Source organism: Shouchella rhizosphaerae (genome assembly GCF_036700015.1).
Taxonomy (GTDB): Bacteria; Bacillota; Bacilli; order Bacillales; family Bacillaceae_D; genus Shouchella; species Shouchella rhizosphaerae.
Genome location: NZ_CP144921.1, coordinates 1,125,523 through 1,152,510 on the forward strand (window position 1 = coordinate 1,125,523; position 26,988 = coordinate 1,152,510).

Annotated in this window: 27 protein-coding genes; 5 read left to right on the top strand and 22 right to left on the bottom strand. The window is 44.0% G+C overall.

What is annotated here, in order from left to right:
• Nucleotides 1–225: 225 nt before the first annotated feature.
• Nucleotides 226–1,914: a M3 family oligoendopeptidase gene (locus V5G21_RS05865; protein WP_095254978.1), complete on the bottom strand. Its 1,689-nt coding sequence runs from the start codon at nucleotides 1,912–1,914 to the stop codon at nucleotides 226–228.
• A gap of 180 nt (nucleotides 1,915–2,094) precedes the next feature.
• Here V5G21_RS05865 and V5G21_RS05870 point away from each other — a divergent pair, with 180 nt between their 5' ends.
• Nucleotides 2,095–3,258, top strand: coding sequence for a dicarboxylate/amino acid:cation symporter (locus tag V5G21_RS05870; protein WP_063609240.1), 1,164 nt, complete (start codon nucleotides 2,095–2,097; stop codon nucleotides 3,256–3,258).
• Between the two features lie 166 nt (nucleotides 3,259–3,424).
• Here V5G21_RS05870 and V5G21_RS05875 read toward each other — a convergent pair whose 3' ends face one another.
• The 3 genes from V5G21_RS05875 to V5G21_RS05885 all read right to left on the bottom strand — a co-directional run bounded on the left by V5G21_RS05875 (nucleotide 3,425) and on the right by V5G21_RS05885 (nucleotide 7,530).
• A complete protein-coding gene (locus V5G21_RS05875) occupies nucleotides 3,425–4,906 on the bottom strand; it encodes an SA1320 family protein (RefSeq protein WP_338465349.1) in 1,482 nt (493 codons plus the stop codon).
• A 537-nt stretch (nucleotides 4,907–5,443) separates the two neighbouring features.
• A complete protein-coding gene (locus tag V5G21_RS05880) occupies nucleotides 5,444–6,409 on the bottom strand; it encodes a multidrug resistance efflux transporter family protein (protein ID WP_338465350.1) in 966 nt (321 codons plus the stop codon).
• 155 nt (nucleotides 6,410–6,564) lie between these two features.
• Complete coding sequence (locus tag V5G21_RS05885; protein ID WP_063609238.1) at nucleotides 6,565–7,530, bottom strand: S8 family peptidase; 966 nt, start codon at nucleotides 7,528–7,530, stop codon at nucleotides 6,565–6,567.
• A 188-nt stretch (nucleotides 7,531–7,718) separates the two neighbouring features.
• Here V5G21_RS05885 and V5G21_RS05890 point away from each other — a divergent pair, with 188 nt between their 5' ends.
• Complete coding sequence (locus V5G21_RS05890) at nucleotides 7,719–8,357, top strand: SOS response-associated peptidase (RefSeq protein ID WP_338465351.1); 639 nt, start codon at nucleotides 7,719–7,721, stop codon at nucleotides 8,355–8,357.
• 934 nt (nucleotides 8,358–9,291) lie between these two features.
• Here the strand turns inward: V5G21_RS05890 and V5G21_RS05895 are convergent.
• The 5 genes from V5G21_RS05895 to V5G21_RS05915 all read right to left on the bottom strand — a co-directional run bounded on the left by V5G21_RS05895 (nucleotide 9,292) and on the right by V5G21_RS05915 (nucleotide 13,040).
• Nucleotides 9,292–10,176: a VanW family protein gene (locus tag V5G21_RS05895; protein WP_338465352.1), complete on the bottom strand. Its 885-nt coding sequence runs from the start codon at nucleotides 10,174–10,176 to the stop codon at nucleotides 9,292–9,294.
• Between the two features lie 457 nt (nucleotides 10,177–10,633).
• A complete protein-coding gene (locus V5G21_RS05900; protein WP_338465353.1) occupies nucleotides 10,634–11,215 on the bottom strand; it encodes a hypothetical protein in 582 nt (193 codons plus the stop codon).
• A 2-nt stretch (nucleotides 11,216–11,217) separates the two neighbouring features.
• On the bottom strand, nucleotides 11,218–11,523 hold the full coding sequence (locus tag V5G21_RS05905; RefSeq protein WP_170969632.1) for a PadR family transcriptional regulator: 306 nt from the start codon (nucleotides 11,521–11,523) through the stop codon (nucleotides 11,218–11,220).
• Nucleotides 11,524–11,675: 152 nt separating this feature from the next.
• Nucleotides 11,676–12,365 (bottom strand): YqeB family protein, encoded by a 690-nt coding sequence (locus tag V5G21_RS05910; RefSeq protein WP_338465354.1) that lies wholly within the window; start codon nucleotides 12,363–12,365, stop codon nucleotides 11,676–11,678.
• 81 nt (nucleotides 12,366–12,446) lie between these two features.
• Nucleotides 12,447–13,040, bottom strand: coding sequence for a TetR/AcrR family transcriptional regulator (locus V5G21_RS05915; RefSeq protein ID WP_063609232.1), 594 nt, complete (start codon nucleotides 13,038–13,040; stop codon nucleotides 12,447–12,449).
• Nucleotides 13,041–13,268: 228 nt separating this feature from the next.
• On the opposite strand from V5G21_RS05915, the gene V5G21_RS05920 reads away from it, so the two are divergent.
• The gene (locus V5G21_RS05920; RefSeq protein ID WP_338465355.1) at nucleotides 13,269–14,111 is read left to right on the top strand and encodes an STAS domain-containing protein; all 843 of its coding nucleotides are present in this window, start codon (nucleotides 13,269–13,271) and stop codon (nucleotides 14,109–14,111) included.
• 3 nt (nucleotides 14,112–14,114) lie between these two features.
• Here V5G21_RS05920 and V5G21_RS05925 read toward each other — a convergent pair whose 3' ends face one another.
• From V5G21_RS05925 to V5G21_RS05940, 4 genes are all read right to left on the bottom strand, one after another.
• Nucleotides 14,115–15,581 carry a UDP-N-acetylmuramoyl-L-alanyl-D-glutamate--2,6-diaminopimelate ligase gene (locus V5G21_RS05925; protein WP_338465357.1) on the bottom strand — a complete coding sequence of 489 codons (1,467 nt, stop codon included), beginning with the start codon at nucleotides 15,579–15,581 and terminating at the stop codon, nucleotides 14,115–14,117.
• A gap of 232 nt (nucleotides 15,582–15,813) precedes the next feature.
• Nucleotides 15,814–16,323: a DoxX family protein gene (locus V5G21_RS05930; protein WP_073305329.1), complete on the bottom strand. Its 510-nt coding sequence runs from the start codon at nucleotides 16,321–16,323 to the stop codon at nucleotides 15,814–15,816.
• 288 nt (nucleotides 16,324–16,611) lie between these two features.
• Nucleotides 16,612–16,788 (bottom strand): hypothetical protein, encoded by a 177-nt coding sequence (locus tag V5G21_RS05935; protein ID WP_169024156.1) that lies wholly within the window; start codon nucleotides 16,786–16,788, stop codon nucleotides 16,612–16,614.
• Nucleotides 16,789–16,843: 55 nt separating this feature from the next.
• Nucleotides 16,844–17,224: a VOC family protein gene (locus V5G21_RS05940; RefSeq protein ID WP_338465358.1), complete on the bottom strand. Its 381-nt coding sequence runs from the start codon at nucleotides 17,222–17,224 to the stop codon at nucleotides 16,844–16,846.
• A gap of 203 nt (nucleotides 17,225–17,427) precedes the next feature.
• Between V5G21_RS05940 and V5G21_RS05945 the strand changes: the two genes are divergently transcribed.
• Together V5G21_RS05945 and V5G21_RS05950 are read left to right on the top strand one after the other, a co-directional pair.
• A complete protein-coding gene (locus V5G21_RS05945; RefSeq protein ID WP_338465359.1) occupies nucleotides 17,428–18,042 on the top strand; it encodes a helix-turn-helix transcriptional regulator in 615 nt (204 codons plus the stop codon).
• Nucleotides 18,043–18,144: 102 nt separating this feature from the next.
• Nucleotides 18,145–18,384, top strand: a complete 240-nt coding sequence (locus V5G21_RS05950) for a hypothetical protein (RefSeq protein ID WP_035203257.1) — start codon at nucleotides 18,145–18,147, stop codon at nucleotides 18,382–18,384.
• A 27-nt stretch (nucleotides 18,385–18,411) separates the two neighbouring features.
• On the opposite strand, the gene V5G21_RS05955 is transcribed toward V5G21_RS05950, so the two are convergent.
• The 9 genes from V5G21_RS05955 to V5G21_RS05995 form a co-directional block, all read right to left on the bottom strand.
• Nucleotides 18,412–19,335 (bottom strand): AEC family transporter, encoded by a 924-nt coding sequence (locus V5G21_RS05955; RefSeq protein ID WP_338465360.1) that lies wholly within the window; start codon nucleotides 19,333–19,335, stop codon nucleotides 18,412–18,414.
• Between the two features lie 146 nt (nucleotides 19,336–19,481).
• The gene (locus V5G21_RS05960) at nucleotides 19,482–20,444 is read right to left on the bottom strand and encodes a sugar phosphate isomerase/epimerase family protein (RefSeq protein ID WP_095316224.1); all 963 of its coding nucleotides are present in this window, start codon (nucleotides 20,442–20,444) and stop codon (nucleotides 19,482–19,484) included.
• A gap of 19 nt (nucleotides 20,445–20,463) precedes the next feature.
• Entirely contained in the window at nucleotides 20,464–21,297 is an 834-nt protein-coding gene (locus V5G21_RS05965; protein ID WP_095294006.1) for a carbohydrate ABC transporter permease, read from the bottom strand.
• Entirely contained in the window at nucleotides 21,294–22,229 is a 936-nt protein-coding gene (locus V5G21_RS05970; protein ID WP_338465361.1) for a carbohydrate ABC transporter permease, read from the bottom strand. Before V5G21_RS05970 ends, V5G21_RS05965 begins: the two co-directional genes overlap by 4 nt.
• A gap of 20 nt (nucleotides 22,230–22,249) precedes the next feature.
• Nucleotides 22,250–23,473, bottom strand: a complete 1,224-nt coding sequence (locus V5G21_RS05975; RefSeq protein WP_251225518.1) for an ABC transporter substrate-binding protein — start codon at nucleotides 23,471–23,473, stop codon at nucleotides 22,250–22,252.
• A 38-nt stretch (nucleotides 23,474–23,511) separates the two neighbouring features.
• The gene (locus tag V5G21_RS05980; protein ID WP_051881175.1) at nucleotides 23,512–24,492 is read right to left on the bottom strand and encodes a Gfo/Idh/MocA family protein; all 981 of its coding nucleotides are present in this window, start codon (nucleotides 24,490–24,492) and stop codon (nucleotides 23,512–23,514) included.
• Nucleotides 24,493–24,585: 93 nt separating this feature from the next.
• The gene (locus V5G21_RS05985) at nucleotides 24,586–25,602 is read right to left on the bottom strand and encodes a LacI family DNA-binding transcriptional regulator (protein WP_035203270.1); all 1,017 of its coding nucleotides are present in this window, start codon (nucleotides 25,600–25,602) and stop codon (nucleotides 24,586–24,588) included.
• A gap of 159 nt (nucleotides 25,603–25,761) precedes the next feature.
• Nucleotides 25,762–26,124 carry a nuclear transport factor 2 family protein gene (locus tag V5G21_RS05990; protein ID WP_035203273.1) on the bottom strand — a complete coding sequence of 121 codons (363 nt, stop codon included), beginning with the start codon at nucleotides 26,122–26,124 and terminating at the stop codon, nucleotides 25,762–25,764.
• A 60-nt stretch (nucleotides 26,125–26,184) separates the two neighbouring features.
• Nucleotides 26,185–26,970, bottom strand: coding sequence for a helix-turn-helix transcriptional regulator (locus tag V5G21_RS05995; RefSeq protein WP_035203276.1), 786 nt, complete (start codon nucleotides 26,968–26,970; stop codon nucleotides 26,185–26,187).
• Nucleotides 26,971–26,988: the final 18 nt, after the last annotated feature.

The window sequence follows — 26,988 nt, forward strand, 5'->3', positions numbered from 1 at the left end:
TGATTTTGACTATCTTTGACCTTTGTGAGTAAAAACAAACAGCCTTTAAAATAAAGAGGCTGTTGACTATGGCTTTATTATAACTGACCTTCATTGACCTTTCAACCCCTTTGGGCAAAAAAAGTCAAAAAAGGTCAGATTAATGAACGCCGATGGGCAGCTGAGCTCCTTCTCCGCAGCTAGAGTTCTCTATGTTTTATAAAAAACGATGCAGCTAGTCTATCTTTAGACAAGCTCGTTTAACTCTTGTTCAACAAAAGCCATTAAATCGCCAATCATTTCTGCTGAAAAATCAAAGCGCACTCCAGCTGCACTGTAGACTTCATGAAGAGATTTTGAACTGCCAAGTGCTAGGGCTTCCTTATAGCGAGCAAGCGTTTGTTCAGGCTCTTGTTTATAGTTTTTATACAACTGCAGCGCCCCAAGCTGGGCAATCACATATTCTACGTAGTAAAACGGTACTTCGAAAATATGGAGCACCCTGATCCAACTGCTCTCCCGCCATTTTTCATATCCGCTCCAATCAGAAACATTGGCATCTATTGTTTCTAACAGCTCACGGTATTTTTGATTTCGTTCTTCTTCGCTATGCGATGGGTGTTCATAGAGCCAATGTTGGAATTGGTCAATGACAATTCCTGCTGGCAAAAAGTCGACAATGCCTTTTAATTGTTTGTATTTGGCTCGTTTTAAGTCTTCTTCTGAATAGAACAATGACCATTGGTCCATTGTCATAAGCTCCATCGACATGCTCGCCAATTCGCTTGATTCCATTGGTGTGTCACGGTAAAGCGACAAAGGCCATTCCTTTTTTAAGTCATTATGAATGCAATGGCCCATTTCATGGAATAGCGTAATCATGTCATCATGTGTATTTGCGTGGTTCATAAAAATAAACGAAAGCTTTGATATCGGCAGTGGCGCACAAAAGCCTCCAGGCGATTTGCCTTTGCGGCTCTCTAAGTCAAGCATGCCCTCTCCATCCATTCTTCTAAGCAGGCCGCCAAAACGAGCATCAAGCGCATCAAGTGCTGTTCCGGCTTTTTCAATTAATTCCGCTGCTCCCTCAAATGGCTTTAAAGGCTGTTGCCCGGGAATAACAGCTTCCACATCCCACGGCCTGTATGTGTCGACGCCAAGTTGGTCGGCATGCTTACGCTGCAACTTTTCCTTTAATGGTTTCACATGTTTGGCAATGCTAAGAGCGAGCTGTTTACAATCTTCAGGCGTATAATCAAAGCGGGCGTACTTTTTGAACATATAATCACGATAATTAGCAAGCCCTGCATTCTCGGCTTTTTGCTGCCTAATGACCATCAACTTCGAAAAAATTTCCTGCAATGGCTCTTCGATTTTGAGCAGTGCCTCCCTCGCCAACGACATGGCCTTTTTGCGGGTCTCCCTATTTTCATTCTGAAAATAAGGAGACAGCTGAGGAATGGTTAGCTCTTGCCCGTCCCAGTCTACTGTCATTGATCCCGTATGTTCAAAATAGGCGGTAGCGAGGCTTGCTTCTTCAATTTCAAGCTTGACGTTTTCTTCCCGGTAAAGTTGTTGGGCATTTCGTTTTCTTTTTACAAAAAGGCCGTATTTCTCTTCTGGCAAATGTGCTAAAGCTGGCGCTGCCAAGAACGCCTCATCGAGCTTAGCCTCATAACGCTTCATTAGAGGTTCGATCACTTGTTGGTCATACTCAAAGGCACGCTTTGCTTCTTCAGAACCGTTATGGCAGTTAAAATCAATATAATGCCCAGTGATCGCTTCCTCCAACTGATCAAGGAGGACGGATTCCTCTTCCATAAAGCGTTCAAGTCCTTCTCTCGTATCAAGAGAAACAGCTAACAATTTCGTAAATGCTTGCTCAATGCTTTTCGTATCTGAAAAATCCAATTGTTCTTGATAAAATTTTCCCATATTTTCCCCTCCATGTATTTAATCGTACCAAACTTAGGCGTTTTTGAAAATGAAACGTTTTTGCCCTTTCACTCAACAGGACGGCAATGATAACGCTCTCAATGCGAAACCTACTAAATAATGGTATACTAGCAACGTACTTTTCAAGTAACAACCGTTATTTAGATTGGAGTGTTGTTTGTGAAATTAATTGCCCGGCTTGTTTTTGGTATTATTGCCGGTGTTGCTATTGGCTTTGTTGCCAATGAGTTTATTGCCAAATTGATGGTAACGATAAAAGACGTGATCGGCAGCTTTATTTTCTTTATGGTTCCGCTTATTATTGTGTTCTTTATTGCTGCTGGCATTGCTGCTCTAGGCAAGGGCGGAGGAAAGATGCTCGGCTCGACCATTTTCATTTCGTATTTGTCAACGATTCTAGCCGGCTTCTTTGCGGTTTTCGTAGCGATGAACGTCATCCCTTCACTAGGGATTGCTGGGACAGGCGCCAACGCCCCTTCAGAAATCGAGGGGTTTTTGCAACTGTCGGTAGAGCCGCTTTTTGACGTTTTGACAGCGTTGCTTCTTGCTTTTGTCTTCGGCATAGGGATTGCCGCCACACATTCAAGTACACTACATGGCTTTATCGAGGAAGGGAAAAACATTGTTGAATTAGTCATACGTAAGGCCATTATCCCGTTGCTCCCTTTTTATATCGCCGGTGTTTTTGCGGAAATGAGCTATGAAGGCACTGTCTTTAACACATTAGGCGTTTTTGGCGTTGTCCTGCTTTTAGCGGTGGCTATGCACATTATTTGGCTATTTATTCAATATACCGTAGCGGCAGCCGTTAATCGTAACAATCCACTGTCGTTGCTAAAAGCGATGTTGCCTGCGTATGTGACTGCCCTAGGAACAATGAGCAGTGCCGCAACCATTCCTGTTACACTGGAAGCCGTTCGAAAAAACCGCATCCGTGACTCGATTACGAACTTTGTCGTGCCGTTATGCGCGAATATCCATCTCTCAGGGAGCACCATTACAATTTTAACAGCTGCTACAGCCGTTATGTACATTTACCCAGGATTGGCGTTTCCGGGATTTTCAGGAATGATTCCTGTGATCTTTATGCTCGGCATCATTATGATTGCTGCTCCTGGCGTTCCAGGGGGAGCAGTCATGGCTGCGACAGGCATCCTTACTTCTATGCTAGGCTTTGAGGAGGGAGCGATCGCCCTGATGATTGCCCTTTACCTCGCCCAAGACAGTTTCGGAACAGCTGCAAACGTAACAGGTGACGGGGCGATTGCCGTGTTAATGAATGGATTAAAAGAAAGACGATTAGGCAACCATCAGTCGTCATAAAAGAAGCGTCCTCAGACTGATAGAAAGCGCTTGTCAGACGAGGAGTGCAGCCGAGGGAAGATGCGAATAGAACGTGGGTTCATGAGCATATGAGTGCGGCAAACGACGAAGTATGCGAGCGTTTGCCTACAGTTTGAAGCGCCTTCCGTGTGGAAGGCGCTTCTTATTAGCCTATTGTCCCGCGTTTCATTTGCGATTTTAGCAATTCCATATTTTCGACAATCATATGAGAACTGTTGTGCAGCTCCTCAATGGACTGAGCTTGATTTTGGGCGAGCTGGAAGACCACATCTTTAAAAGCGATTTGCATTTCATTTAAAAGATCACTGGCAGCGGAGTGGCACGCATGAACACTCTGGAAAGCCATGCCATTAAACAGAACCTCTTCGATCTGTGGGCGCAATTCTTCAAGTAAAGACGGATAGTTCCATTGGAGGGAATAAAGTCCTTGCCTAATCCCAGCTACTTGAGTATTCGCTTCTCTGAGCAAGCTCATAGCCTCTAGCGCTTTTTCCTCGATTGAGGCACGATAAGAAGCAAATAGGCTTTCCCCACTTACGGAAAGTGTGCCGTATAGGGGCACATGCGAAGCCTCCTGGACAGCAGCTACCGCTTCCTCTCCGAGAAGTTCTAGTTTTTTTACAGCGACAACAGTCTCTTCTAAGATGTTAAACAGCAACGGTACAGTCGCCGTTGACAATCGCTCAATTCCGTTAGTAGCGTGAAATTCCCGGATATCCATCGCCGACAGCATATAAGGTGAGTCTTCCAGAGGATAGGACGTTCCTTGGGTAGCTAGGTTAACCGCCCCGCTCGCGCTTGATTGATCGGCAAGGGCACGTGTTTGATCTTGTTCTGTAAAAGCTTGGGCAAGAAATACGACTTGTTCTTTATAATCGGCAATTTGCTGGTAAACTTGTTGTTCGTTGCGGACAATATAATCCAAATGGGCGCGAAACTCTTCGACTACCGAGTCGGCAAATAGGTCCTGTCCGCCCCTAAACACATCTTCAATATAATTCATTGACACATGATTAACAAACAAAAATAGCTGGTCAGCCCCTTCTTCCAAGCGAGAAACAAGATGTCTAATTTCCGCAAAGATGTCTTCCATTTGCACGGCCTGTTGCGAGACCGAACCAGCTAATTCCTCAGGTGCATTCGTTTGCGCTTCCCGAAGGCCACGGCAACACCTTTCCGCATCGCTAATGAGCTGCTGCACTCCAGAAATGGCTTGGGTAAGACGGCCACTTGCTTGGCCAATCCCTTGAAAAAGCCCGCCCTCCCCTGCCTGTTCAACGAGCGTGACATACATTTCACGAAGTTGGTTGACTCGTTCTAGGAAGCGTGCGCTCTCCTGCTCTGTAATATCCTTCGCATCGTTAATATGCGTACGGACTAAAAGCAACCTTTCCTGTACAGTACGTTCCAATAAATTGCCTAACTGGGCTACCGACCCATAATCAAGTTCGATCTGTTGGGCCCCTCCACTATATAGCGTTTTTTCTGTCATGAGGCTTGTATCTAGTGAACTTGCTTCGTAGCCCCCCTCTTCCTGGCTTCCGACAATTAAGACTTGCCTTTTATCGCTGCCCATATCTTCTTGGCCTAGCTCAGCAAGCTTGCCCCTTTCGTTTTCTCCATTCATCGGTGCATCCTCCTACAAAGAAGCTACATCCCGCTTCAAAATGATCTTAATTAGCCAAGAAACGTTTTTCTTTTTTCAGGGAAGAACGTGTGGCTTCGTAACAAGAATCGCGCTTTCTAGAGTTCCCTACTTTTTTAATATGTCAGGAAATATGTTCTTAATGGATCCCTATTGCCAGCTAAAAGATGTCATTAATGTTACTTGATTGCGGGTATATCGGAATAGGGAGATGGAAAGAACACTCACTTACTAGATGCTATTTTAGAAATACGGCAGCTAAGACTGCTATTCTCTACGTATGTATTTTAACGGAAATGTTTTCCTTTGTTATGATGTTCACGCAAAAAATCTGCGTTTTTAGTAAAACAGTAGAGAAGTAATAGTTCTATAGATTTGCCCCGACCGTTTGTATCCGCTTACTTGTCCCAACTTTTCATTTCAGCAAAAAAAACGCGAGATGCGATTTGCGGCTGTCGCCAAAATCACTCAGCCTGAGAGAAACGTATGTACGCATTCGGGATTTTCGTTTTAATCTCTCTAGTCCAAAATCTTTCTAGATCTACTGTTACCCGGCTGTGCTGTTTTCCGTGAGAGAAAGCTGTGCAGCGCCATGCCAATGACAATAAGTCCAATCCCTAGAAGCGCAAGGGGAGAAGGAAACAATGCGTGCAAAAAGAGAAGCTCCAATATGAGTGCGAAAATGACTTCCCCTGATTGGGTTGCTTCGACGGCGGCAAGTTGATTTGGTTTTTTCCGTGTACGGTCTGTCGCATAAAAGAAAAGCAATGTTGCAATGATTCCGGAAGAAATGGCGACGATCAATGCCTGGCCTGTTTGCGAAGCGGTCGGCAATCCGTGTTGAATCGTCCCTGTCACAAACAATGCCACCCATACAGGCGTCGTCATCACGGTCATCCCGAGAACACGGGAAAAGGTGTCGATACGTCCATCAGTAAGTTCCATCATCTTTCTGTTTCCGAGTGGGTAAGCAAATGCAGCAACGATAACAGGCGCGACTGAGAACAACAAGTTTCCAGAAATACTGGTCGCATGCTGTGCTTGAATAAAGACGACGCCTACGAAAATAACGGCCGAAGACAAAAGCGACCGTAAGGGAATCGTTTGCCTGATTTTGCTGCCATCTGCTGAAACATGATAAAAAAGCGGCGACAGCAGCAAGCCGGCAACAATCGTCAACTGGAAAGTACCAGCAACAAGCCAGCCAGGCGCATAGCCTGAAGCAAACGTAAGCGGCGCATAAAACAAGACGAACCCGACAAAACTCCAACCAAACCAAGGGAAAGGATTATTACGCACCGACAGCCACAGTGCTTTGAATCCCGTTCGGATATAAACGATAACCAACAAAAATGGCAACATAAACAAAAAGCGCAATGACGCGCTAAACAACCAACTTCCACCTTCAACTTCCATCATTCGGTTCAATAAAAAGGTAAATGAAAAGAAAAAAGCGGCTAAAATGCCAAGTAACATTGCCTTCATGACAGCACCTCGAAACATTAAACTTCTTTTCAGTATACTAAATTTCCTTATCGAGATGCGCTATTTTTAGCAAAACGGCTCAAAGCGATGCAGATGCAAACACTCCCCCTGCATGTTCGAAGAGAGAGTGTTTGCTGTGTGGTTATCCCACGGCCTTATTTTTTGCCTTTCTCAGTAAACTGGCCAGTAATACGCTCAACTAAGCCTAATGTTAAAAACCCGTTGCCTTCCGCTTGCGCAGTAAAACCAATTGGCGTCGCCCGTCTGACAAGTTGCGCATAAATTTCTGTTTCCGATAAACTGCGCTTAAAGGCATCTTCTGCTAGATTAATAATTAACGCCAAAGCTCCGGCGACGTGGGGCGCTGCCATTGATGTGCCTGACAACTCTGCATAACCACTGTCAAGGTACGTTGACTTAATGCCTACACCAGGCGCAACAATGTCAATTTCCTCGTTCGTATTCGTAAAATCGCTTAGCCGCAAATCGAAGTCAACAGCACCTACAGCAATCACTTCATTGTACGCAGCAGGATAAGCAAATTCGTTTGTGTCTTCACGGCCATCCCCTTCGTTTCCAGCAGCACATACAACCGACACATTGTGGCTCACAGCATACTTGACTGCATCATGAAGCTCTTCACTGTCAGTGGGGCCACCAAGAGACATCGTAATGATACGCATCTGTTCTCCCTTAGGGCCGCGCCAATCCACTGCATAGCGTATCGCCTTGGCAATCCAGCCCATTTCCCCACTGCCATCGCCACTCAGCGCCTTTATAATGAATAAGTCCGCTTTCGGAGCAACTCCAACGACGCCGCTCCCTGTTTCTGCAGCAGCAACAGTCCCTGCCACATGTGTCCCATGCCCATTGTTGTCTGAAAAATTCGTTTCATCTCCACCATAGTCAGTTGTCAAATTGACACCGCCGATAATTCTTTCAGCCAGATCAGGATGATCGACTTGGCAACCAGTGTCGATTACGCCAATAATTTGGCCGGCTCCTTTGCCTGAAGCTTTCCACACAGCAGGTGCTTCAACGATTTCGACCCCCATCGGTACTTCAGATAAAGCACTTGCCTTGTCAACCTGCTTATACGGGATCAAGCGAAATTTACGCATGTGCAGACACTCCTTTTCAAAGATTGCGATTTTGTCCTATGTGAATGTTCGTTCTCTAAGCTGCTAAACGCTTTTTACAGATATATGGACGAACTGAACGAAATATGCCAAGTTTGTCCACTTGTTATGTAGGCTTGTCTATGGAATAAGCAAAAAGGGATATACTTGTTAAAAAGGAGGTTTGCTGTATGTGTGGACGTTTTACGCTAACTGCCTCACCTACTGACGTCGAAGAGGAGTTAGGCATTGAGATTCCGTCGTTTCCACCTAGCCATAACATTGCGCCTACCGAAGAGATTCTTGCGATCGCTGCCATTCATACGGCGCCAATAGCATGCTTTTTTCATTGGGGCCTTATCCCTCATTGGTCAAAACAGAAGAACAAAGGCCCTAAACCGATTAATGCTAGGGCGGAAACCATTGCCGATACGATGCCTTTTAAACACTTGCTCCCCCGTAAACGCTGCCTCATTGTCGCCGATGGCTTTTATGAATGGACGAGTGATAAAACCCCATTCCACTTTCAAAACGAAAATGGGCGGCTCATGACGTTTGCTGGATTATGGGACACGTGGCAAGACAGCGAAAGCGGCGAGGCGGTCTCTTCCTGCACGATTATTACCACGCGCCCCAATGAGCTAGTGGCAAAATACCACGACCGCATGCCTGTTATTTTAGAAGAAGGCAACCGCGAAGCATGGCTCGATGTTGATATTACCGACGCCTCCCTACTTCAAAAAGTGCTTGAGCCTTACGATAGTGATAAAATGCATGCTTGCCGAATCAGTAAAGCTATAAACAACCCAACATACAAGGGACCGCTATAAAACTCTATGCTGAGCAAAAAAGAGACAGATGAGGGCTCGCTCAAACCCAAAGCAGAAAATAGATGAAAAAACCGTTATCAAAAAAACCAATTTTAAATCTTTACTTTTCCGATAAATATGGTAGTATTTAAAGAGCGAGTATTCTCCCCTACACCATACTCGCTCCCGAATTCCATTCTCTCGCCCTTCTAAAGGGCACCATTCATGCCCCAAACGTCTATAGTTTGGGGCCTTTTTTTAGCGGCGAAGCAATTTCCTCCTTGCGTTATTGCGACCACTCGCTCCAATTACCTCGTCGCAAAGAAGTCCAACGGATGCTCAGTATTGATATTTGTATTCTGAAATAATAGTTAATTTAAAACCTTTCGTGTTATAATGGATAAAAATGTTTAAGGGAAGAAGGGAAATAAATGAATTTTTACAAATACTCTTTACCATTAGGCGCGTCTATAATGATGTTGTTGTTTTCACTCGCACTTACTTGGTACGTAGGAAGTGAGGTTCGTAATATACAAGTAAAGATGGACGGGAGAAACGTTCCTATTCAAGGAGTCACATCGTTGGATCATTATATTTATGCTTTTCAAAACAAGTTCTTTCCATACCCGTTTCTAATGATTGTTTCGTTCATAACCCTTTTCATTACTAGCTTCGCGTTAGGTATGAAGTACAAAAAAAAGCGACTTGTTTATAAAGAATAGGTTGCCTGTTTTTAACGATTGTCTCACCGATTTATAGTGTTATAAAATTGAAATTTGTCATATATCCACGTGGATTTACAAGAAAACAATCTAGTTGCCCCACTGATAGACCACGCTCTTCTTTTTTAATTTTCCCTCCCATTTTGACATCCATTTTACACAATATTCAAGTATTTTCTTTTTTCTCCAACAAAAAAAAAGAGAACGATCATTTTCGTTCCCCTCACCCAACATTATTTGCGAATGTCGAACCAGACTTCGCCTTTTTCTTTATCAACGCCGCCACGGATCACGACTGGGTAATCAAAGTCATTACGGAAGCGCAAATCTGCACTGCCCCAGCTTACCATCGCATCCATGCCCTCTTCTACATAACCAACTGGGAGAGAATGCGGGTGGCGTTCTAATACCGTCAAACCTGCGTCAAGAACAGCGTTGTAAAGAGTCGTCGATGTCTGGCAGATGCCGCCGCCAAGCCCATCTGTAAAATCGCCATCCATAATGACGCTTGCCACTTGGTAGCCCCGTTCTTTTGTGCGTTCGCCTACAATGCCGTTAAACGTAAACGTATCGCCGCTCCCTAAAACGACATAGTCTACGCTTTCTGTCGACAAGCGAATGTTTTCAACACGTCCGCTAACGTTCTTATTGTAGCTTGTTCGGCCGTGGCCAATTGTTTTATTCTCAATGTTGTTTATATCGTCGGCTCTGGCAGAAATTGCTTGCCTGTTGATAGGCAGCGTCACTTCTCGCTCCCAAACGCTTAAGCTAAGGATGTCTTCAACGAGCTTCTGTTCGTCGAGCGTTATTTGGTCTTGGCCGCCAACTAGTTCTTGGCCATTCCATTTAGCCGGTATCATCGTTTGGTCAAAGCCGTCTTTGCCTCTAGCCAAGTCCCTTGCCCATTTTCGGAGGTCATCCTCGTTGACCAACTCCACTGGAAGTTTATCGAATTCTTCCTCGTCTAAAAAAACGGTCACGGAAAGGTCAGGAATGGTTTTTTCCAGGACAACGTTCTCGTGGGTAGAAACTGAAGCGGCCACACGTTCTTCACCACTGCCGCAAGCGGCGAGCACACAAATAGAGGCAAACGCCATAAGTGCCAGAAAGTGTTTCATTCGTCAACACCTCTCAATCACTCCGTTTTGCTTCATTTAGGAGGAAGAAAACACAGCATCCGACTTAAAAACGGAAACAATCCTAGAAAGTTTCTTTTTTCGGTATTTTTCAAAGTCTCCTAGATAGCGTATGTAACGGATTATTCGATTATGATTGCCCGAAAAGTAGACAACTAGGTTTACTTTTCGCTAAATGGATAGAATATATTTCCATCCATTTTGATTTTATAACAAACACTTAGAATAAGCAAGAAAAATGTAATCGATTTGTAATATGATTGTAATTTAATTTGTCCATTTTTGTCCGAACAAGAGACATAATGTGTAAACGAACGGTGAAAACAATAGAAATTTAGACCTCTAGTTGCTTACAAACTCCAAAATGTTACACGGGCTACACGAATCAAAAAAACTAGTTAGGCGTTTTCTACCTAACTAGTTTTCCTTCATACTCGCATCAATAGCGGTCATTGGCTGATGATTTGTTCACGATAGAGCCGTGCTTAAGCATGCCGCAGCCGAGTCCAAAAATCAACCCGAGACCAGTACCGATCGCCACTGAGGCAAAAAAGTGTGCAGTAAACACAAACGCCCCTATCAGTATGCCAACCACGGCACCGATCGCCATGCCAACAAACATAAAGCCTGCGTAAAACAGTCCGATTGTTTCCTCCATTTCAGGGCTTCGGGTTAAATAATACGTTTTATACTTATCTTGAAGATTTGCCGCTAAATCGCTGTCGCTGTCAGCAGCTAGTGCTTTCTTAGCCAGCTCCATCGCTTCTTCCTCTTGGTAGCCTTGGCTCATGAGATCATTGACATAATCGCTCATATACGTTTCTAAATCCTCACGTGCTTCAAGGGTTTGCTTGGATGTCCGTTTAAACTTTTCCATTTGTTTGGCGAGTTTTTTCTTCACTTCGCCGCTTTTTTGGCTTAAACTTTCAAAATAACTCATTTCCGCATTGTCCAAATGCTTGCTGGCTTGTTCTTTCGCGAATAATTTAATGCTTTCTTGCGCCTGTTTGCTTAAAGCCATTCTTATCCCTCATTTCTGATTTGTTCAATTCGTTCACTTAAGAACGCCCATTTTTCCCAAAAACGCAAAAGCTCTTCCTTGCCTTCCTCGTTTAATGTATAAAATTTTCTCGGCGGACCCATATCAGAAGGTTTTTTCACCACATTGACCAACTTGTTCTTTTCCAAACGGACAAGCACAGTATAAACGGTCCCTTCGACGATGCCAGTAAAACCAAGTTGGTTTAGCTTACGTGTAATTTCGTATCCATACATTTCTTTGTTCTCAATCAACTGCAAAATCATTCCTTGCAATACTCCTTTGAGCATTAAACTTAAATTATCGATAACAAGCACCTCTTTATGCAAATAAGGGTGAAAGAGCACCGCTATATAGTATTACTAAGTACAGGTATATAGTATTACTAAGTAGATATAATGTCAAGTGGCTGGCAAAAAAAAGCACAGAAATTGATTCTGTGCTAATGGCTATTATTTGTTTGCATACAGCGGATATACTGCTCTTCTCCCTTGTCTTTTACGGCAATACCTAATTCTCGCAAATCTTCCCGCAACCGCTCTGCTTGTTCGCTTTCCCCTTCTCTCAAGGCCATACGGCGTGAATAGAGAACCTTGTTCGCTGCTTCACCACAAGCTTCATCGCTAAGCGTCCAAAGTCGGTACGCATTAGCAAATGGATCGCTCTTAACCCATGGATAACGATGGTGCCAAAACGCTTGCTCGACTTTGTCTTGCTTGACATCAATCGTTTCGCGATAAAGCTCTTTCCCATTTGCCCCGAGAATGACAAGGCTCTTATGTTCAACAAACACTGCAGAAATATCCGTTTTTAAAAACTGTTTTTGTTTGTTTTTGTTCATTACGGTAACATTTGAGTCGGAAACATCAACCACTAACGATTCATGAAAAGCTGCCCCCGACAAAATCAGTCCTAACAATACGCCAACCACTACTCCAGCAATGGAAACAAATAAGGCGGAAAACGAATCAATGAGCAACAGAACGCCTTGCGATGACAAGAAAGGAATACTTAGCAAAAAATCAATAATCGCTGGCAGAAACCAGCCGATTGCTCCTCCTACTAGAGCCGGTATTATCCACACAAGCCCCTGCTCAAAACGGTTCGGGCCTAGTTTGGTAACGTTTTGCATGGTTCATCCTCCGTTTTTTTTAGTTAACCAATTTTTTATTTGGCTGTTCAATCAGTTTTATTTCGTAGAAGATGGATAGCTCTAAGCCAGCATCTTTAAAGCCATCCGTGTCAATTCATTTTTATACGTTTCATATTGCTCATGGTCGCAGTTTTTTAACATGATCTCCCCTATCGCTCCTTGAATGATCGTGGCAACAAGCGCTGGATCGAAATCAGTGGCAAACTCTTTTTTGTCCTTCCCAGCGATTAAAATTTCGGTTAATAACAATTCGAGCCCATCTGTCTCCTTGTCTGCTAAAAGATAAAAAGGCGTGCCGTCTTCCGTTTGGGCATTAAAAACAATTTCAATCATGGCCACATTGTTTTCATAATGGGTTGCCTGATAAGCAAGGCTCGCCTCAATAAAAGCCTTTAATTGTTCCGTTGCCCCTTTTTTCGTCGCTTCTATGCACTCACTAATATAATGAAGCTGATCAGCAACTAAATACATAAGCGTATGATGAATTAAGTCCGCTTTATCGGCAAAATGATAGGAGATCAAACCTGTGCTAATTTTCGCGTTTTTGGCGATCTTTGTTAAGCTGATTTTATTGTAGCCTATTTCAGAAAGCGTTCTTATGCATGCTTGGATAATCTGTTCTTTGCGTGCTTCGGCAATAAACGATTCGGCCACGTGACTCCCCCCTATTGAATAAACGATCAAAAATTTGATTACGTAATCAAATTAGCATGAAATAGAAAGACAAGTCAAGAGGTTCCTTTTCGATTCAAGTAACAGAGAAACAGCGACATACTTGCGAAAACATCTTTGTCCTTGTTGCGGGCCACAATCTGGACAAGCGCTTAAAAAGCTGTAATAATGACGATAAATACAGTATTTAAGAAGGAGTAGCGAACGCTTATGCCTTTGTCTTTATATCAATATTTTAAAGACCGATCTGCAGAGTTGACGGAAACATGGTATGCAAATTTAGACAAGTCGAAAGAGGGGATTTATGGAACAACGGACCCAATAAAAATCAAGCAATTAAAAGCGCAAAATCGCCAGTTTCACGAACTGTTTATTGAAATTTTCAATCCAGCAAATGAAGAAGTCGACATCTACATAGATAAGTGGGTTACTGACATCGCCTCGGACCCTGCTCATTTGGATACACCCCTCCCTGAAATTATGGAAGAATTTTTAAATACTCAATCCTTATATTTACACGCTCTGCACCAATATGTGGAAACGCACCATCCTGAGATGAGCATAAAACAGTATAACGAGACGATCCAGTTAATTTTCCACTCGTTCAAAAAAATTATGATTGCGTTTAGTGTCCGTAACCAGGAGTTATCCGAAGAACTACTACAAGCACAGAAAGATATGATTACAGAACTCAGTTCTCCTGTTATCCATTTAAATGAGCAAGTAGCACTGTTGCCGCTTATCGGTGAAATTGACACGCACCGAGCAAAAGTTATCTTTGATCAAACTCTTGAACAATGCGTCAACACCCGCGTTGATTCACTGCTCATTGATTTGTCTGGCGTGCCGGTGATTGACACGATGGTCGCCAATCAGATTTTCTCCTTAATAGATGGATTAAAACTAATTGGAACAAAAGCTTCACTGTCAGGCATCCGACCAGAAATTGCCCAAACGGCGATTCAACTTGGCATTGACTTTACCCATATCCGCATTTATTCATCCATCTCTGCAGCACTGGAAAAACTAAGTTTTGAAGCAAAGTTAGGCTAAATTTCAGTCAACCAACATCTTACTGGCTATTGTTCTTTGCCATAAATGTTGTACCGTATCTTTATCGGATTGGGTTGGCAAGTGGTACGATTGCCTATAGGCTTCATGCCCTTTGCCTGTAATAAAAACCCAATCCCCGTTTTCCGCTAATTCCCACGCATAAGCAATGGCGCTTGTGCGGTCGGGAATCACAACCCCATTTTCGCCAAGTTGGTAGTTCTCAAGCTTCTTCCTCATCCTTTCAAAGCTTTCGCCATTTAAGTCATCCATAGTCAAAATAATGAAGTCAGAGAACCTTTTCGAAACGTTAACCATCGCCTGCCGTTTTGACGTATCGCGGTTGCCACGGAAGCCGAACACATGAATGATTCGACGGGCATTTAACTCTTTCGCTGTTTTTAAACAATGATAAAACGCCTCTTCTGTGTGGGCATAATCAATCACGATATTGGCGCCTTTTGGATGGTGTATAAGTTCAAAACGTCCAGGAACCCCTGGGAATTTTTCAAGTGCAGCCAACATTTTTCTTGCATTCAGCCCAAGCAAGCGCGCTGTCAAAAAAGCGATTGCAGCGTTGTACACATTATGTTCGCCAAGAAGAGGAACCTTTAAATCATACGATTTATGGTCTTCAGCAAGCGTGGCTTGCATCGGCTTTTCGATCCGGACATTGCTTAATTGTAGCGTCGCTTCTGCTCCACCTAATGTATAAATGTAAGGCACATCCATCTTTTTCAAAGAGGCTAGAAATGCTTCCCCCCATTCACCTTGAGCGTGAATGACGGCTTTGCCAGCTGGCGCAAGTTGTTCAAATAACCGTAGCTTTGCCCCAAAATAAGCTTCCATCGTTCCATGATAATCCAAATGGTCTTGGCTTAAATTAGTGAACAACCCATAATCAAATTCGATTCCAAATACTCTATACTGCATCAATGCATGGGAAGTGACTTCCATAATAACCACTTGGTCGTTGCTCGCTGCCAATTGCCTTTGTAGCTCCAGAGCATCCATCGTCGTGTTTGTAGTTGCTGGTAAGATTTGTCCGTTTACGATGTTTTGGACAGACCCAAACAGAGAGCATGTATACCCACATGTTTCTACTATGTGTTTCAACATATAGGACGTTGTTGTTTTTCCATTTGTTCCTGTTATGCCAATTATGATCGCTTTCTTCTGTTCATTTTTATAGAAGCGCTTTGCAGCTAACGCAAGCGCCTTTCTGCTATCTGTCACCTTTATATAAGGAACAGCCTGTTTTCCGATTTCCTTCTCGCCGATGACTGCTTTAGCTCCTGCGGCAATCGCCTGGTCAATGAACTTGTGGCCGTCGATCGAATAGCCCGCAATGGCGATAAACAAATCACCTGGCTTCACCGTTTTTGAGTTATTCGATATGCCGGTTATGTTAACAGCATCGCTGCCGTGACGTTCCTCGTACTCCAATATATCCAACAAATGTCTTAATAACATACTGGCTCCTTCTCCTTGGCTTCGCTATCTTTCATTGCCCTTAGTATGGGCAAGCACCACCAAATGAGCACATGCAATATCTGTAAGCTTGAACGCTGTACGTTTTCATTACCAAAGCTTTATTTTAATCAAAGAAGCAGCCTTGCTGGAGCGATTACGGATAAAAAAACAAGCAGCTATTGTAGCTGCTTGAAGTCGCACAAGCGTTGACCCTATTTATTTAGGCATCAGGTCAGGCGCTCTTTGCTTTTCTTTTCGGTTTTCCTTGTAATAACGGCCATTGTCCCATTAACGGAGCTGCATAACGGTCTAAACCGATCGTTCCTGCATTGTTTTTGCTAATAAGAATGAAAATGGATAGAATGAGCATGATCGGGTTATTAGAAACGGTGCCCGCCAGCAAAAAGGACATATTCATCGTACTTCCAAAGAACGCAGCGCTTCGTGTAAGCAAACCAACGATCAAGCCAATCCCAACGAAGATTTCCCCCCACATAACGAAAAAGCTAAACAACCCGGCGTTCGGCAAGGCCACATTTTCCAAAAATGCATGGTAGAGTGGAAAAGCAAGTCCCTCCCCTTTCATAACAGGATTGGCAACTGCGGCTTCTAGGAACCCGGAAGCATCGAATCCGCCTGTCACTTTGCCAAAGCCAGAAGTAACCCACATCCATCCTAAATATAGTCGCACAGCAAGCAAACATACAGCCGCGGCTTTTGTCTTTTGTAAAAAATGTAACATATAATTTCCCCCTTTTATTTGTGAATGTTTTCACATGCCTTTCTACCTCCACTATACACAACTACTTTCATTTGTTCAACATTTCACAAACTAATTCAAGAAATCGCCATAATTTGCCTTGGTTAACAACAGCACGCCGCTGCCTCCATTTGCCACTTTTTTGACGACTATTTATTATTGCTGAAAATACGATCTAGCCAGGAATGGTTTCCTGTTACCGATTTGCCATGTCTATTCCCTCCTTTTAGCGAAAAACAAAAAAGACGCACTTGCATTGGGCGTCTTTTATTAATTGATTGTGTTTGGGCCATGCTCTTCCTCATCCGCTTTTCTGTTCAAATATTCATTTGGTTCGCCGCCAGTTGCATGATGGTTTTTGATTTGGCTTAACCGGCCATTGCGGTGTTCGCCATGATTGCTGTTCTCTTTAAATTGGTTATTGCGCTTTTTGTCCTTGTTGCCCATAATTTTACCCTCTTTTCTTTCTAAGCTGGATTTAGCTTATGAGAAAAGGAACAATTTATTCATACGCATTTAGGTGAGGTACCAGAGCCAACTGTTTTTGGTTGCCCTCAATCAATTCAATTGTATTTCCATCCGTATCTTTGATTGCTAAAATAAGTTGGCCATTTGCACTTAACCACAATTTCCCAAGTGCCTTCCATTCCTCTAATGAAGTCTCTCTTTCCGTAAAAAACTCGCCAATGTCTTCTACAAATAGACGGCAATGGGCGTTTTGACTTCCTGGTCTCTCCATTAGATGGAAGATCGCATCTTTTTTTTGGACCGCCACGCAATCAGCTGCAATATCGTTTGCTGTAAACCCGAGCCGTTTTGTATAAAACTCTTTGCTCTTAGCCAAATTCGTAACTTTAAATACTGGTATGATCTGCACCGTCATTGCCTAATCCGCCTCGCTTCTCCTAAAACCGACACACTCGTTCGTTTAATACTCTTTTGGTTAACAATACTGTTTCGATCTATACAATTTCTATACATAGTCCATAAGGCTTTGTGGAATGTTTAGGAATTGTACAGGTCGTCACATTACGGTAGAGGTGTGAGCACGAAGGGAAAGGGTTGATATATAGTCATGATGAGGCGATGAACCTATTATTTATTTCAAGAAAAGGCTTGCTTGCCGACATGTTCCGTTACCGTATTGCAGAAACCGACAGTCAGCTGTGCGTTGTCCACACAGCTCATGAGATAGAAACGTGTCTTGCCAATTTTTCCGTAGATATCGCCATCGTCTATGGAGAACAGCCAGACAGTATCGCCTTTATTAAACAACTGCGCGCTAGCAATCCCCATTTGCCGGTGCTTGTGCTCGCAGATAGGGCGACATACGAGTACATCAAAGTTTGTAGGAATTATGATGTCAACGGCTTTCTATCGACAAGCACCAACTTTCAACAATTAATGGAAAAAGCAGCAAAAATCTTGCAAGGCGAGTCCATTTATGATACCCATTTAGTGGAAGAGGAATCGACTCATTTGGCCCGTGTCCACTTCTCCCGCATGGAAAGAAAAGTAATCGCTTACATAGCGGCTGACTACCCTAACAAAAAAATTGCCCACGAAATGGCGATTCATGAAGGGACTGTAAGAAACTATATCAGTAACATTTATAGCAAAATTGGTCTTCATCGGCGTAAAGAGGCAAAACAACTTTTAAAGAAATGGATGGAAAAAGAGGAAAAAGGAAGAAGAAAATAGAAAAAAGAGGTGTAATGTTTCGCCTATTACGATAGCATTTGCTAGTCTTTCCCGCTGCAGATTGAAAGTAGCGGACAATCAAATCGAAGGGTGAGGATGTTTATGTCAAACGAACCATCACATGAGTCGGCTAGAAACAAGGCGGGGGAAGGCGAGTCAAGCAAACAAGCAAGTAGAGATCATCACCGAGAACATTCGACAAGCATTCGCCTAAATGATAACAAAGCCTTAACTCCTACTGAAGCCGTTGCAAAACTGGAAGCTTTATGCACGTTGCTTCGCGGTACAGAAGGCTACTATCTTCTCGACATCAAGGTAACCGAAACAGAGACCGTTGGATAAACGCCGACAGATAGTAGCCTTCTGCCATTAAAATAAGACGCTCGCCAAATGAATGACTGCTGTAGCTGTTACACAACTGAGCAGCGTTGAATAAAGAACGATTTGGGCATGGAGCTCAGGCTCTACCTCGTGCTCAAGCGCCAGTGTCGCCGTATTTCTTGAAGTAGGAAACGAGCTTGCAATAAACAAGGATTGGGCTACAACACCCTCAATGCCAAGGGTAAAGATGAACAGCAAAGCAAAGGCGGGACCGGCGACGAGCCTTCCAAGCAAACTCCAGGCGATTGCACGATGGAAAGAACGTAAACGTATGCCTGCAAGTTGAGCACCTAACAAAAACAGTGCCAACGCTACAAATCCATTAGCCAATTGTTCAAGTGGAACGAGTACAAATCCTGGAATCGGCCAAGCAAAAGCTTGAAAAACGATTCCTGCTAACAGCGCATGCACAATTGGAAGCTTTACAAGCGACTTGCCAATGTCAACGATCGACTTAGTCGCCGATAACAAATTGTAAAGCCCATATGTATATGTAAGCAAGTTTTGAAAAACAAGGACAATAATTTGTACAGACACGCCCAACGGGTTTGCACTAAAAATAAGTTGGCTAACAGGCAGCCCGTAATTGCCGGAATTCATCAACGAGATGCTGTTTTTTAATGCCGCTCCTTCCCCGCGTTTTAATTTTAGGACTTTCGCTAAAAGCTGCCCAAGCGCCATCGTGCTTCCTGTGAACACGAGCAAATAAAAAACAAGCTGTGCTAATAACTGCATGTCAAACTGTGCTTCATAAATGTTCAAAAACACAGCAGCTGGCATAAAACAAGACGTCAAGAGTTTCGAAATTGGCGTTAATTGAAAGTGAAAACGCCGCTGAAACAAAGCGCCTATTGCGATTAAAATAAGAATTGGAAGGACAACGTTCATAAATACAAGACTCATGTACCCCATTGCTGATAACTCCTTTTTAATTCAAAACATTCCTTCCTCATTATAGCGCTATCAGCGTGGTGCTAGTGTGTGGTTTATTGGAAGCTTATTGATTCAATTTTATTATCACCTCTTTTTGCTTGCTTTGACGCGTACTCGTTTTTCCTTTAAGCCCACCACATCTCGCCCGCATCATTACGAATAATCGCCGTTTGTAAAAACGCGATCGCCTTCGTCAAGCCTTCTTCGTTTGTCATGAGCCCGTCCTCATGCTCAATGCTAATGGCTCCCTTGTAGCCAATGAGCTGAAGGGCACTAATTATTTCTCGCCAAACTTCTTCATGATGGCCATAACCGACAGTCCGAAAAATCCAGGACCGATTCGCGATATCGCGGTACGGCTTCATATCAAGAACGCCGTTGCGCCTTGCGTTTACTGCCTCGATTTTCGTGTCTTTCGCATGAAAATGATAGATGGCCTCTCCAAGTTCACGAATACAAAGGGCGGGATCCATGCCTTGCCAAAAATAATGGCTCGGGTCAAAATTGGCGCCGATTTGCTTCCCGCATTCCCTGCGTAGCCGCAACAATGTCTCATTGTTATATACGACAAAACCAGGATGTGGCTCGATGGCAACCCGCACACCATGTTCTTTTACATAGCGATGCTTTTGGCGCCAGTAAGGGAGGACTTTTTCCTCCCATTGCCATTTAAGCATTTCCGAAAAATCATGTGGCCATGGGCACGTATTCCAAACAGGATAGCGAGACTGTTCCGACTCGCCTGGACAACCAGAGAAGGTCACAACAGTCTCCACACCTAGCCTTGCAGCCAATTGTACAGTTTGCTCAAACACACGGTCATGCGCGTTGCTCACCTGCGGATTAGGATGTAGCCCATTGCCATGGCAACTAAGGGCGCTAATGGTTATACCACGCTCGTCAAAAGCAGCTTTAAACGCGGCAAGCTTATTTTCATCTGTTAAAAGCACCTCTGGTTGGCAATGGGCATCACCAACATAACCGCCTGTGGCGATTTCAACTGTATTAAGGCCCTTGTCTTTTATGTGATCCAACATTTCTGCCAACGGCTTTTCTCCGTATAAAACAGCAAATACACCAAGCCTCATCATTCGTTCCTCCCATTATTTATTTCATTGAACCAGATGCAATACCATCGACAATATGCTTTTGAAAAGCAATAAAAATTAAGATAATCGGAATAATGGCCACGAATGAAACTGCCATTAAACTGTTCCAATTCGTTCCATGCTGGCCAACAAACGTATACAAGTAGACTGTAAGCGGCCGAATGCTTTCATCGGTTGTCAAAATAAGGGCGTATAGCAAGTCACCCCAGGCAAATAAAAAGGCAAAGGCACCGACTGTTAGCAGCCCTGGCTTTGCCAATGGCAAAATAATCCGTACAAACGTTAAAAAACGATTGCTTCCGTCAATGGCTGCTGCTTCTTCTAACCCTTGGGGAATGGACATAAAAAATGGACGCAATACAAGGACGGCAAACGGCAGCGCCGTTGTTGTATTGGCCAAAATCAAGGCGATAACATGATTTAACAACCCCAAATGAGAAAACAGCAAGAAAAAGGGCAGTGCCAGCATGATGCTCGGCAGCATCTGCGCTACAAGCATGACGCCAATCATCGCTCCTTTCCCCTTAATGTCGAGCCTTGCCAATCCGTAAGCAACAGGAGCAGCAAGCGCTAATGTTAAAACCAATGTGCCCAGTGCAATCACGACACTATTGAGAAAAAAACGGACAATCTCTGGGTTGCTTAAAATATTGTCCATATAGGCATCCGTAGTCACCTCCCGTGGAATGAGTTGTGGGGGAATTGCGAAAATCGCTGACATTGGTTTAATGGACGTGACAAACATCCAATAAACAGGAAACAAAAACAGCATGGTTGAAATAAGACCAACTAAACTGGCTACATACTGACTTTCCACAAACCGCTTTTTCATGCTGCATCCTCCTTACGAGCAATCCGTAAATAGATAAGCGAAACAACAATCAACAAGGTAAGCATCACGGTGGTAATGGTAGCGCCGATACTGAAGTTGTAGTTAATAAACGCTTGTTCATAGGCATAAAACGGCATGACAGTTGAAGCGTACAGCGGCCCGCCTTTGGTCATAATCAAAATGATGTCAAACACTTTAAATGTGTAAATGATGCCGAGCATGACCAAAATGAACAACGTCGGTTTTAGCAAAGGCAATGTAATCGCAAAAAACTGCCGCCATTTAGAAGCCCCATCTACTCGGGCTGCTTCGTAAATGTCCGTTGGCAGCGATTGGAGTCCTGCCAGCAAGATGACCATGTTAAAGGGAATGCCAATCCAAATGTTAGCAATAATCGTGCTATAAAGGGCCGTTTGCTCATTCGACACCCAATAAATAGGCTCTTCGATAATGTTTGCCCATAATAGAAAATGGTTGATGACCCCATATTCGCCGGCGAACATCCATTGAAACAGCGTACCGGTAATCACAAGTGGAATCATCCAGGCCATTAAAAGGAGCGCCCGAAATAGGCCACGGCCTGGAAATGTTTTATTAAAAAATAACGCCAAGGCAAGCCCGATGACAAACTGGAATAGCAAACATAATGTTGTAAACACAACCGAGTTCTTCATGGATTGCAAAAACACCGCGTCCGTTAAAACAGCCTTGTAATTGTCAAACCAAGTAAACTCGTAGCCAGACATAATGTTGAATACGGTTACATTATGAAACGTCAAATATACATTGTAGCCGATTGGGAACAACATAAAGACAGCTAAAAAAAGCAGCCCAGGCAACACAAACATATACTTTCCTACTATATCTTTTGGCAGCCTTTTCTTCGGTTTGAACGAACGCGGCCGTTTTACGGCTGAAAGTGGCGACTCCATTCGCTTTCCCCCTAAGCTTATTATTGGTTTTTCTCAAACAAGGCGTTCACTTCACTGGCTGTTTCCTGAATCGCTTCATCAATAGGAATTGATCCAGACAGCGCTGCTTGAATCATGTTCTGCACTTCGTTGGAAATGGCTGGGTACTGTTCGCCATATGCCCTTGCTCTGGCAAATTCCATGCTTTCAGCAAACGGCTCATACATTTCGTCTTCTTGCCAATAGGGGTCTTCGATTAAGTCTTTTCTCGCAGGCAAGTAATGTTTGTCTTTTACCATTTGCATAAGCACCTCTTCTTCTTGCATAAACATGATCACATCCCACGCTTCTTGAATATGCTCTGAAGAACTGCCAATCGCAAAATTTTCGCCGCCGATGACGGTTGCCTGTGCCTCAGCCGCTGGGAGAGGGACTACGCCCCAATCAAATTCAAGCGAATCGCGAAATTGCTCCACTTGCCAAGTCCCATTTACCATCATCGCTGTATTCCCATTTACAAATTGCAAGGCAATATCCTGCTGATTGAGCGATAGAACTTCACGGGACATGTAACCGCTATCAATAAACTCTTTCCAAAGCGCAAGTGCCTCTCTCGTTGCCTCGCTATCCAACTGGTGCAAATCCCCGCCTGCCTGCCATAAAAAAGGGAGAAATTGAAAGGCGCCTTCCTCGCTGCGAACAGCAGCTACAGAAAATGGGTAACCGTCCGTCGTGCCTGCCAGACGAGGAACAGCCTCCTTCAACTCATCCCATGTCGTAGGCGGTTTGACTCCCGCTTCTTCTAGCAAGTCGTTGTTGTAAAAAAGGGCTAAATTGTTGCTTCCAAATGGAATGCCAAAATTCCGTCCTTGGTACATCGTTGATTCCCACGGGCCTTCAAAATACTGGTCTGCTTCTCCCCATTGCTCAACCAATTCTGTCAGATCAGCTGTTGCCCCGGCAGCTGAAAGCGCTTGATGGTTCGGATTATCTACGATCATAATATCTGGAAGTTCCCCGCCAACCATCGCCAAGAGAAGTTTCCGTTGCATTTCTGAAAAAGGGACAGACACGCGTTCAATCTTAACATCAGGATGGGCTTCCTCATATTTGGCAATGGCATCGATGACTGATTTTTCTGTGCCATCCCTGCCATATGTATCCCACCATGTCAAAGTCGTTTGCTCCTTCGAGGCTGTTTCGTTACAGGCGGCAACGCCAAGCGCCAGTGAACATGCCAGCATGAACGCAAATGCTTTTTTCATAAAGAAACACTCCCTGTTTAACGAGTATCAAGCCGTTTTCAACAAGTCCATTTCTTTCCTGACTTTGCCGCTTCAATCGCTGCCCACGTCAATTCGAGGCTTTTCACATTATCTTCAATTGACGTAGGTGGGACTGTATCATGGTGAATAGCGGCAACAAATGCATCAAGAGACAACAGTCGGTCTGGCAACAAACTCGTTTTAAGCTGAATCTCCGTTGGTTCATCTTCTTCTGCTTTATACACGTAAACGCGGTCGTCGACTAGTTCAATTGCCCCTTTTTCACCTACGAGACGCAATTCTCCATTCCAAGGGGTTTTACGCCCCTTTCCAGCCCATCTACCGGTATAGCTTATTCGCACTTCCTCTTCAAACAGGATCTCAACATGGGCATTAGGCATGCCTTTAAACCAGCTCCATGATGGGCGGAAGCTTGCTGCTGTCACTTCAACCGCCTCTTTTTCTAGCAGAAAACGGAGAATGTCAAAATGGTGGATCGCCATGTCTTGCAAAAGAATATCAGCATATTCGTCCCTCCAGCCGCCAAAACGAGTGGCGCGGTTAAAATAGTAATCCCCATACTCCACCTTTCCAATCACCTGTTGATCGAGTAACTCTTTAATCGTCTGGATTTGCGGGTGGTAGCGATAATTTTGGCTAACCATTACTTTTTGCGCGTGTGCGTTCGTAAATGCCAGTAATGCTTTTCCTTCCTCGAGCGTATCTGTCAATGGCTTTTCCATCATGACATGAAGCTTCGCTTTGATGGCTGTCTTCGCCAAATCGGCATGAGTAGTTGGTGGCGTCACAATTAACACAAAGTCGGCTTCTACTTTCTCGATTGCTTCTGCTAGACTGTCAAATGATAAAACATTGCGATTTGCCCGTTTCAATGCCGCTTGCACATTCGTCTCGAGTGGATCGACAATGGCTACTACCTCTGCTTGCTGGTAAGATTGGAGCAGTTCAAACCAAGAAAGTCCAAACCCCCCTACTCCAACTTGAATCGCTTTTAACATGTTCCTTCAACCTCCATTTTTCAGTCAATTGATTATCGATAATCAAAACAAAGTAAAGAAACAACTTAATCATTGGAATATACAACCCAATGATTAAGTATAGTACGAGGCATTGTTTTTCATGACAATTTCCAGTTTCGTAATCGTTGATTGTTTAGCGTCTTCGTCCTCGAGCACCATCAAAGAAAACAATTTTTTGATTGCTAGGTATCCTTGGCTGACTGGGTCTTGAGTAATCGTTGCGGCAATCATTTGTGTATGAAGATGCTTATAGATCAAATCATTCATATCGTGGCCAACCAATGCTGCCACTTGATGCTTAGGGTATTTTGAAAAAAACTCGGCCACATTCCCTAACTCTGCTGTAGCTACATACAACCCATCCAAACCAGCCATTTCTTTCTGCCATTGCTGTCCTGGCTGGAAGGGCAAGTCACTTTCTCCAAGGCGAACCGCCTTACACAGCTCCAGCCTAAATTCCTCTAGGCCTTCACGAAAACCTTGTAGTTTTTCCCGCGCTTGGTAATCATGATTTCCGCCTAGCAGCACGCCAACCTTTCCTTGCGCTGGAACCAGCTTCGCCACTAATTCAGCAGCTAACCTTCCTGACGAGTAATAATCGCAGCCAACATAAAATAACCGCCCACTGTTTTGTGCGTCCACATTAAACGTACAAATAGGCTTTTTACTCGCTTTTAAATACGGGGAAATCGCATCGCCAAGGGCAGCTATTGCAACAGCATCAATGGTGTCATCTGCCAATATTTCTTGAATCCGTTCAGGTGATTCCGTAAATGCTTCAACCGGGAGGCGAAAACGATGGACTGTGACGCCGTAGTCCCGCAGTTCTAATTCAGCTTGGGCAATGCCTGTCTCGATTTGCTCCCAAAAGTAAGCCGGATATTCTTTGTAAACGACAGCGACATGAAAGGTTACTTTTCGTGAGAGGATGCTGGCCATCCGGTTAGGAACATAGCCCATTTCCTCCGCTTTTTCCAATACGCGCTTGCGCATTTTTTCACTGACATTGGCGCGATTGTTCAGAACTCTATCTACTGTAGCAATTGAAACGCCTAGTTGTTTCGATATTTCTTTTGCTGTGACTTTCATTTCTTCCCTCTTCGTTTTGATTATCGTAAGTCAATTGTAAGATTATCAAAATCATACATGTAAACGTTTTAAAAAACAAGCATAAAATTTTATGACACAATCAACGCCTGGCGTAACAGCCTGGCGTAACCAGGCGTTGTTCTCGGAAACGATCTTCTTTTATAAAAAAAAGAAATAAGCCGTTAAATCCGTAATCTTTCCTTTTTCATTGAGTGTATATAGGTCACAAAACGCCGCTTTCCTTTTCGTTCCTGTTTTATCTGGGCACAGCATGGTTCCTTCGATGGCTGCAGTACGGCCAGAAGCAATGATCCGTTTTGTCGTGTATTCTTCGCTCACAACCCCTACTACTGATTCCAGCCTTTTGGCGACCTCCTGCTTCCCCTCAATAACGGAGTCACCTACCATTTCCCACCGGATGTCTTCGGCCGCATGGCTAAGAATAAAATCAACGTCCCCTTTGGCGAATGCCTCATTTAAACCTGCATACAATTGCGTAAACTGTGTTTGTTCTGTTTTCAAGTCATTGCCTCCTTAAATCAAGTTACACTCATCTTACCAAATGGAACAAACGGCCGTTTCTCACCAATTGCGCTGTTTAAGAAGAAAATGGTTCATCAATAATGGCAAGGAAATCAAGATTGGCGGATCATCCTGTTTAGGAGGGTGAAGTTGTAGGCGAATCCCCTCTACTGCGGCAAATGGCCGCATGACAATCGCTGTCTTTAGGCGGCCGCGCAATGTTTGCTGCGGGAGTAGAAAGTCTTTGCCTTCCATCCCCCATGAAACGGCTGTTGCCAGCAAATAATACGTCCCAGGGGCAACATTCAAAAAGCAAAAATCGTCGCTGCCAGAGAGCAACGTACCGTAACGTGGCAACCCTTCAGGGATCGGTTTTGAGAATAAGCCGACTAACACAACACCTGAAAACGGCGAACCGGCTGTCACAGTCCCGCTTACGCTATTTATCGGAGGGGCAGCCGCTCGTGTCGCAGGCCACTTTTGCAGCCTTTGCAAAGCTTGTAAATGTCCTTCCGCACTTGCTAATGATTCACGGAAACGGCCAGGGCTCACCCCTACTCGTTCAGTAAAGCGAGTCGTAAACGTGCCAAGGCTTTGCTGGCCAATTTCTAAACCGATGTCGCGAACTCCTAAATTTGTATGGACGAGCAGGCGTTTCGCTTTATCTAAACGAAGGGCAGAGACATAATAAAGCGGCGAAATCCCGATTTCATTTTTGAATTTTCGGACAAAATGATACGGACTATATCCGACATGTTTGGCGATCACGTTTAAGCGAAGCGATTCATGGAGGTTTCGCTGGATAAACGAAACAGCCTCGATGATTTCCGGCGTAGGAGCTGACAACGGTTCACACCTCTTTTT

Coding starts and splice junctions, on each gene's coding strand:
- V5G21_RS05865 (WP_095254978.1), bottom strand. CDS start 1,914: ATGGGAAAATTTTATCAAGAACAATTGGATTTTTCAGATACGAAAAGC.
- V5G21_RS05875 (WP_338465349.1), bottom strand. CDS start 4,906: ATGAATGGAGAAAACGAAAGGGGCAAGCTTGCTGAGCTAGGCCAAGAA.
- V5G21_RS05880 (WP_338465350.1), bottom strand. CDS start 6,409: ATGAAGGCAATGTTACTTGGCATTTTAGCCGCTTTTTTCTTTTCATTT.
- V5G21_RS05885 (WP_063609238.1), bottom strand. CDS start 7,530: ATGCGTAAATTTCGCTTGATCCCGTATAAGCAGGTTGACAAGGCAAGT.
- V5G21_RS05890 (WP_338465351.1), top strand. CDS start 7,719: ATGTGTGGACGTTTTACGCTAACTGCCTCACCTACTGACGTCGAAGAG.
- V5G21_RS05895 (WP_338465352.1), bottom strand. CDS start 10,176: ATGAAACACTTTCTGGCACTTATGGCGTTTGCCTCTATTTGTGTGCTC.
- V5G21_RS05900 (WP_338465353.1), bottom strand. CDS start 11,215: ATGGCTTTAAGCAAACAGGCGCAAGAAAGCATTAAATTATTCGCGAAA.
- V5G21_RS05905 (WP_170969632.1), bottom strand. CDS start 11,523: ATGCTCAAAGGAGTATTGCAAGGAATGATTTTGCAGTTGATTGAGAAC.
- V5G21_RS05910 (WP_338465354.1), bottom strand. CDS start 12,365: ATGCAAAACGTTACCAAACTAGGCCCGAACCGTTTTGAGCAGGGGCTT.
- V5G21_RS05920 (WP_338465355.1), top strand. CDS start 13,269: ATGCCTTTGTCTTTATATCAATATTTTAAAGACCGATCTGCAGAGTTG.
- V5G21_RS05925 (WP_338465357.1), bottom strand. CDS start 15,581: ATGTTATTAAGACATTTGTTGGATATATTGGAGTACGAGGAACGTCAC.
- V5G21_RS05930 (WP_073305329.1), bottom strand. CDS start 16,323: ATGTTACATTTTTTACAAAAGACAAAAGCCGCGGCTGTATGTTTGCTT.
- V5G21_RS05935 (WP_169024156.1), bottom strand. CDS start 16,788: ATGGGCAACAAGGACAAAAAGCGCAATAACCAATTTAAAGAGAACAGC.
- V5G21_RS05940 (WP_338465358.1), bottom strand. CDS start 17,224: ATGACGGTGCAGATCATACCAGTATTTAAAGTTACGAATTTGGCTAAG.
- V5G21_RS05945 (WP_338465359.1), top strand. CDS start 17,428: ATGAACCTATTATTTATTTCAAGAAAAGGCTTGCTTGCCGACATGTTC.
- V5G21_RS05950 (WP_035203257.1), top strand. CDS start 18,145: ATGTCAAACGAACCATCACATGAGTCGGCTAGAAACAAGGCGGGGGAA.
- V5G21_RS05955 (WP_338465360.1), bottom strand. CDS start 19,335: ATGGGGTACATGAGTCTTGTATTTATGAACGTTGTCCTTCCAATTCTT.
- V5G21_RS05960 (WP_095316224.1), bottom strand. CDS start 20,444: ATGAGGCTTGGTGTATTTGCTGTTTTATACGGAGAAAAGCCGTTGGCA.
- V5G21_RS05965 (WP_095294006.1), bottom strand. CDS start 21,297: ATGAAAAAGCGGTTTGTGGAAAGTCAGTATGTAGCCAGTTTAGTTGGT.
- V5G21_RS05970 (WP_338465361.1), bottom strand. CDS start 22,229: ATGGAGTCGCCACTTTCAGCCGTAAAACGGCCGCGTTCGTTCAAACCG.
- V5G21_RS05975 (WP_251225518.1), bottom strand. CDS start 23,473: ATGAAAAAAGCATTTGCGTTCATGCTGGCATGTTCACTGGCGCTTGGC.
- V5G21_RS05980 (WP_051881175.1), bottom strand. CDS start 24,492: ATGTTAAAAGCGATTCAAGTTGGAGTAGGGGGGTTTGGACTTTCTTGG.
- V5G21_RS05985 (WP_035203270.1), bottom strand. CDS start 25,602: ATGAAAGTCACAGCAAAAGAAATATCGAAACAACTAGGCGTTTCAATT.